Origin of the sequence: Azonexus sp. (genome assembly GCF_030824335.1) — a bacterium.
In the GTDB taxonomy this organism is placed as follows: Bacteria; Pseudomonadota; Gammaproteobacteria; order Burkholderiales; family Rhodocyclaceae; genus Azonexus.
Map to the genome: position 1 here is coordinate 41,711 of NZ_JAVBXX010000028.1, position 7,076 is coordinate 48,786.

Annotated in this window: 5 protein-coding genes; 1 reads left to right on the top strand and 4 read right to left on the bottom strand. The window is 57.1% G+C overall.

Translation table 11 applies throughout. The features are described from left to right. Nucleotides 1-49: 49 nt before the first annotated feature. Complete coding sequence (gene hemN, locus RCI20_RS14680) at nucleotides 50-1,453, bottom strand: oxygen-independent coproporphyrinogen III oxidase (protein WP_306606747.1); 1,404 nt, start codon at nucleotides 1,451-1,453, stop codon at nucleotides 50-52. Between the two features lie 85 nt (nucleotides 1,454-1,538). Between hemN and fnr the strand changes: the two genes are divergently transcribed. Beyond that, on the top strand, nucleotides 1,539-2,282 hold the full coding sequence (gene fnr / locus RCI20_RS14685; protein WP_306606749.1) for a fumarate/nitrate reduction transcriptional regulator Fnr: 744 nt from the start codon (nucleotides 1,539-1,541) through the stop codon (nucleotides 2,280-2,282). Between the two features lie 9 nt (nucleotides 2,283-2,291). On the opposite strand, the gene RCI20_RS14690 is transcribed toward fnr, so the two are convergent. The 3 genes from RCI20_RS14690 to RCI20_RS14700 form a co-directional block, all read right to left on the bottom strand. Next, nucleotides 2,292-2,750: a hypothetical protein gene (locus tag RCI20_RS14690; protein ID WP_306606751.1), complete on the bottom strand. Its 459-nt coding sequence runs from the start codon at nucleotides 2,748-2,750 to the stop codon at nucleotides 2,292-2,294. 211 nt (nucleotides 2,751-2,961) lie between these two features. Next, the gene (locus tag RCI20_RS14695; protein ID WP_306606753.1) at nucleotides 2,962-4,086 is read right to left on the bottom strand and encodes a porin; all 1,125 of its coding nucleotides are present in this window, start codon (nucleotides 4,084-4,086) and stop codon (nucleotides 2,962-2,964) included. 337 nt (nucleotides 4,087-4,423) lie between these two features. Then, a complete protein-coding gene (locus RCI20_RS14700) occupies nucleotides 4,424-6,544 on the bottom strand; it encodes a TonB-dependent receptor (RefSeq protein WP_306606756.1) in 2,121 nt (706 codons plus the stop codon). Nucleotides 6,545-7,076: the final 532 nt, after the last annotated feature.

Genomic DNA, 7,076 nt, shown 5'->3' on the forward strand with positions numbered 1-7,076 from the left:
CGCTGATAGCTGAGTCGGTTGTTGAACCGGCATTTGAAATGCCGCCGGCTCAGATGACCTTCGAATAGCGTGTGCGCTGGCGGTCAGCCCGCAAATAGCGGTCGAAAGCCATGGAAATCACGCGCACCAGGACGCGCCCCGGCGGCAAGACGGTGATCCAGTCGCGCTCGATCTTGAGCAGGCCACCACGCTCCATCTCCCGCAAGTCTTCGATTTCCGCAGAAAAATACTGATGAAAATCAATCAAATGGGCGCTTTCAATACTCTCGATGGAGAGTTCGAAATGACACATCAGCGCCTGGATGATCGAACGCCGCAGGATATCGTCGGCGTTCAGTTCAATGCCACGGACAATCGGCAGCATCGGCGCATCAAGCCGGTCGTAATACTCGTCCAGCGTCTTGACGTTCTGGTAATAGGTCGGCCCAACCTTGCTGATCGACGAAATACCGAAGGACAGCATGTCGCAGTCGGCATAGGTTGAATAGCCCTGGAAATTCCGGTGCAGACGCCCCTGGCGCTGGGCGACTGCCAACTCGTCATCCGGCTTGGCAAAATGGTCCATGCCGATGAACACGTAGCCCGCCTCGGTCAGCTTTTTGATAGCCAGCGCAACAATCTGCAGCTTGGTATCGGCCGACGGCATATCGGCCTCGGCAATCCGCCGTTGCGGCTTGAACAGTCCCGGCAGGTGCGCGTAATTGTAGATCGACAGACGCTCCGGATTCATCGCCAGCACGCGTTCCAGCGTCCGGTTGAAACCCATCACGCTCTGGTGCGGCAGACCATAGATCAGGTCGATGGAGACCGACTTGAAACCATTGGCCCGCGCCGCGTTGATCACGTTGGCGGTTTCTTCTTCGGTCTGAATGCGGTTGACCGCAACCTGCACCTTCTCGTCGAAATCCTGAACGCCGACACTCATCCGGTTGAAACCCAGTTCGCCCAGCAAGGCGACGGTTGCGGCATCCACCTTGCGCGGATCGACTTCGATCGAATACTCGCCACCGTCCAGCAACTTGAAATGCTTGCGGGTTTCTGCCATCAACTGGCGCATCTCGTCGTGCGACAGGAAAGTCGGCGTACCGCCACCCCAATGCAGCTGGATGACCTCGTGTTCGCCATCCTTGCCTTCCAGGGCTGCACTCTGCAAAGCCAGTTCCTTACCCAGATATTTCAGGTACTTGGCGCTGCGCCCATGATCCTTGGTAATGATCTTGTTACAGGCACAGTAATAACAGATGGTGTTGCAGAAGGGGATGTGGAAGTATAATGACAGCGGCCGGCTAATACCGCCGATGTTGCGCTTGCTAAGCCAGAGCGCAGCGGCCTCCGAATCGAACGCTTCAACAAAGCGGTCCGCTGTCGGATAGGACGTGTAACGGGGACCGTTAACGTCAAACCGGCGAATGATCTGTGGATCGAAAACGAGGTTATCAGTTGCGAAATTCATTTAACATGCCGTCAAGTTTAGGATGGATTATGTGGGGATGGGTCGCTTTTCCGGTTGACATGGATCAATCCGACGCAGGTTGCCAATGCCCAATACTATCCCGTTGAACCAGGAAATTTCTCTGACCGTCATCAAGACGGCGTGTTCCAACTGCAACCTGCGCGAGCTATGTCTGCCGTTCGGCCTCAGCCTGGAAGAACTGGAACGTCTGGACGACCTGATTTCGACCCGGCGCCGCATCAAGCGGGGCGATCATCTCTATCGAGCCGGCGATGCTTTCGATTCGATTTACGCCATCCGTAGCGGTTTTTTCAAAACCGACGTGCTGCTTGAAGATGGACGCGACCAGGTGACCGGCTTCCAGATGGCCGGCGAACTGCTCGGTCTCGATGGCATCAGCACGGAACACCATACCTGCAACGCCATCGCGCTCGAAGATAGCGAAATCTGCGCCATTCCCTTCTCGCGACTGGAAAGCCTGTCGCGCGAGATTCACAACCTGCAACGCCATTTCCACAAGGTCATGAGCCGGGAAATCGTGCGCGACCATGGGGTCATGATGCTGCTGGGCACCATGCGGGCCGAAGAGCGGCTGGCCGCCTTCCTGCTCAACCTGTCGCAGCGCTTCACGGCACGCGGTTTCTCGCATGCCGAGTTCTACCTGCGCATGACGCGCGAAGAAATCGGCAGCTATCTCGGGTTAAAACTGGAAACCGTTTCCCGCGCCTTCTCGAAATTTCAGGAAGAAGGCTACATCGCCGTGCAGCAAAAACATATCCGCATATTGAACGTCAAGAGCCTGAAGGCGTTGATGAGCCATCGCAGCTGATCAGGCCACTCAACGCAGGCGAGCCAGCTCACTGCTGCGGTCAACCAGCCGGCGGAGCAGTTTTTCCGCCTGACGTCTTCCGGGTGTCGCATCGCCGGGCGAGCGATAGGCCAGCACCACGATTTCCGGCTCGCTGCGCCGGACAAAAACCGTCACTGACAACGGGCACAAGACAATGTGTTCCGGGGCTTCGGCTAACAGTTGCCAAGCCAGTACGCTGCTGCAGAACTGGACAATCTCGGCTTGAATGAAGGGCGATGGCGCACCGTCGCTCAGCGTGCTGGCGGTACGTTCGAGCATTTTGTTGAACGGAATCTGCGCACTGACCACCATGCCTGCCGATTCAATGGTTTCGATCAGGGCTTCGCGGGTGGCCGCAAAATCGCTGCCGGATATCCGCTGGCTGACTATTTCGTCGCTCGCCAAGGTGCCGGAAACACACAGGCACAACCCGGAAAGCAGCAACATTCGACGAAAAAACGGCGCCCCGGGGAGCGCCAAAAACAACAGCAAGGGAAGTAGCTGTCGCACTAGGGAGATGGCAAAACAACCGATCGGGCGAAAAATGGCCCGCGCGGGAAAAAATTTGCCGGCATGCCAGGCAGCCAGCACAGGAACAGCCGTCCGGACGTGGCTGGAAACAGCCCCTATTGGGGCCGTTTCAGCACTTGGCCGATGCTTAGAAGGAATGCTTGATACCGAAGTCAATACCGCTCACCCCGACACTCGTTCCGGCGTTGTTACCCATCGGATTGATCCGGTAGGCAGCGTTCTTTTCGTTGCTGATGCGTGCGTAGTCAGCATACAAGGTGGTGCGCTTGGAGAGCGGATAGCGCGCACCGATAGCCCACTTGCTGGCATCTGCGTTATTCAAGGTCTTGTCGCTGACCTTGCCATAGCTGGCCAGCAGGGACGTCTTGCCCATCGGCACCGTGACGCCAAGCGCCCAGTTGCGACGGTCGTATTCGTTACCAGCACCGACACCGCCCAGATCAAGCGTTGTCGAACCGCCGATGAAGGAATTCGGATCGCCCTTGATGACATCGTACAGACCCGACACCTTGACGACGCCGAAGTCATACGAAACACCACCGGTTGCCACATACAGACGGCTGTTGTTCACGCCGACGGCCTTGGTCGTCTCGTAATCCAGATCGACGCTCAGCGGGCCGTTTGCATAGATTGCGTTAATGGAGAACAGGCGGTCGTCGCCGTCATTACCCTTGGCAGCCAGACCTGGGTGGATACCGTTCAGCTTGCCTTCCGCGCCCTGGGTGTTGGTGGCGTGAGCCAGAATCACCGTAAAGCCGCCGAAGGAAGGCGAAACATAAGCCACGGCATTCGCGGCACGATCATACTGGGTGGTCATCGATGCGAAGTTACCGACCGAGTAGTTGCCAAACGGGCTGTACTTGCCATAAATGCCATAACGCAGGCCGTCCAGATAGCCGGCCAGCACGGTACCGAAACCGCCCGTCAAACCGACATACTGATGCCCGGCTGCGCCAGCACCGCTGCTGGAATTACCGACACCCGAATTGGCATCCGGCGTCAGACGGTACTGCAGATCGAAAATCGCTTTCAGGCCATTGCCGAGGTCTTCGACCCCTTTGAAACCGATATTGCTTTCGGCGGAATTGCTCTGGATATCCTTCTGGGCCTTCGTACCGGAAACTGCGCCGCTATTACCGCTACGGTGCAGGAAGCCCATGTCGACCGTACCGTAGATGGTGACGTTGGACTGGGCAAAAGCTGCGCCGGAAGTAACGGCAGCGATGGCCAATGCAATCAGTTTTTTCTGCATCAATTTTCTCCTCAAACCTCTTTGATGAACAAATCGTGACGACCGGACAGCGCCCGGACGAACTCCCCCTCCGTCATCACACACGATGACATCGAGACCGATAGATTGCGAAGTGCGTGCCAGGCTGGCACAAGGCGCGGAAAATCTGCTGCAAAGCCCGTGGCGACAAGGATTTAGCAAGATTCGTCCGATTTTTTGCCCGCCGCCGGCAGGCCGACGAATCGCTCATTTTCTGGACACTTGCTGTCCCTCTGAGCCAAAACGGAACACCTCCGGGCAAACCCGGAAAACAAAAAAGCCCGGCGAACCGGGCTTGATGTAGCAAATCTCCGAATACTCAGAAGGCGTAGCGGGCAGTCACCCCGGCCAGCCAGTTGCGACCCGGCGCAGATTCGTAATACCGCCCATTGCCATCGCCGACGATCACCGAGCCAACGTACTGGCGGTCGAAGATATTGTTCAGACGGAAGAAGCTGCCCAGTTTGAACTGACCAACATCGCGCTCAACGCCGAAGCGCAGATTGGCAATCGCGTAGCCCGGGGCTGCCGTTTCGCTATTCATATCCTCGACATAGACCTTGCTGCGGGCAATCCCCTCGACCGCGGCATGGAAACCGCTGGCCGGGTGTTTCCAGGCCAGTTCGCCATACAAGGTATGGGCAGCAATGCCGGGCAAACGATTACCTGCCTTGACCGTCTTGGTCACAACAGGTGGCGCCGTCGCGAAACTGAAACTTTCATCGTATTTCGCATCCAGCAGGGTATACGCCAGTCGGCTGGTGAAATTATTCACCCAGCGGCTATCCAGCGCGATTTCCACACCCCGGCGTGTCGTCGGCCCGGCATTTTGATAAGCAGTGCGGCCGCCCAGGCTGGACAACACGACCATCTCGTTATCGGTCTTGATCTGGAAAACTGCCACATCCAGCCGGTTATGCTCGCCCAGCATGGCCTTCAAACCCGTTTCGTAATGCGTGCTGTTGGATGGCTTGAGAGAGAAATTGAATGAACCGCCACCGCTGGAATAGAACATTTCATTGAAGGTCGGCGCCTCGAAACCGCGCGCTGCACTGGCGTAGAGATTGACGCTGTCGGTCAGGCGATACAAGGCCCCCACCGTCGGCGTCGTCTTGTTGTAGCTCACCTTGCCGCTATCGTTGCCGTTGCTCAGGTATTGATCCTGCACCTTGAAGCTGAGCTGGCTGTGGCGCAGACCGCCGCTGAACGTCCAGCGCTCACCTTGCCACTCGGCCTGTGCATACTGGTCAAAACTGACCACCCTGTCCTTCTCCTCACGACGCAGACGACCCTTGACGCCCAGCGTGCTGCCGATGAAATTCTCATAACCGCGCCGATCATCCACCGACTTCTCGTAATCCACCCCGAGCGTGGTCGTCAGCCGTCCGCCAGCCAGTTGATAACGCCCGGTCCAGCGTCCGGACATGCCGGAAAAATCGCGATCAAAATCGATCACGCCCCCCGAATGCCGAGGATTCCCTTGCGGCCCCACCGGAATCGACTGGTACTGGATGGTCGAACGCTGCCCGGCATAGGCCGAAAACTGCACCGTCTGATCACCAAAGCGGTGTTCGTAATTCAACCCACCCTGCGTATGTTCGATGGTCTTGCGCGTATTGAATGCCAGTGCGGGCGACGTAGCACTCGCCCCATCCCTGGCCACCGCTTCCGGATCGGCCTTGAACTCGTTCCAGGTCAGCCCCTGCGGATCATCGGCCTGCTGCTTGAAACTGTTGGCCAGCAAGGTCAGCTTGCCGTCCTGGCTCGGACGAAAAGTCAGTTTGGCCATGCTTTGATCACGCTTGGCTTCGCTGTGATCACGATAACCATCGGTGACAAAGCGCGACGTATCGATCAGGTAGCCGACACCGCCGGCTTCGCCCTGGGCGCTGACATCGGCTTTCCAGCTACCATAACTGCCGGCGGAAAAACTGCCCTCGACACTGGGCCGCCCTTTGCCATCCGGCGTAAACATCTGGATCACGCCCCCGGCATGGTTGCCATAAATCGACGACAAAGGACCGCGCATGACCTCGATCCGTTCGGCACGATCCAGATTGAAAGTCGCTGCCTGCCCCTGACCATCCGGCATCGAAGCCGGAATCCCGTCGGCCACCAGGCGAATCCCGCGCACGCCAAAGGCCGAACGGGCGCCGAAACCGCGCGAGGAAATCTGCAGATCCTGCGCGTAATTCTGGCGGTTCTGCACGTTGATCCCAGGCACCCCGGCCAGCGCCTCGGAAACGTTAACCCTGGCCTGGCCAGCGGCGATTTTTGCTGCATCAACCACGTCGACCGCAGCAGGCAGATCGAAACTGCTGTGTTCGGTGCGACTTCCGGTCACCACAATGGAATCAAGCGTCACCGCGGCATCGGCGACAGCTAAACAAGGAAACGCTGCAGCAAGGAGAACAACAAGGCGTTTGGGTGTGGGTTTCATGATATTCCAGAGGTTGAATGCAGGATCAGGCCGGAAAAGCCAAGCTCAAGATCGGTGACGAGACTTTACTGGCCTCAATTATTGACAAACCACCCCATCCGCACGCCCCGTCTTTTGCCAAATAGGCCTCATGAAAATCATGAGGCCACGATGCCCCATTTCCCTTGGCTGGCGTTTGTCATGAAAAAATAACGAGGTTCCGTATCCATTACGGATATTGCATTCCGATTCGAATGCTGTAATGCTCCACGCGATGTTGATCTCGGGGCTGATCAGGCAGTTTTTGCGGCAGTGGTGCAAAGCTCGGATCGCCAGTCGTTTTGAATCAGAACAAAACCTTAAAAATCATGATATTGAATGCACACTCCCTGTTGTATACACCGCACCAGCAGGAAGTAGACACCTGCACGGGTGTCTACTAATGAAATGGACTCCCCCTCCCATCTAGCGGGACACTGAGGGTATTGCAGCCAAGGGGCTGTGAGCCAGCCAAGGAGGTGTGCCATGAAAGTTGTCCGTATCGGTCTTGATA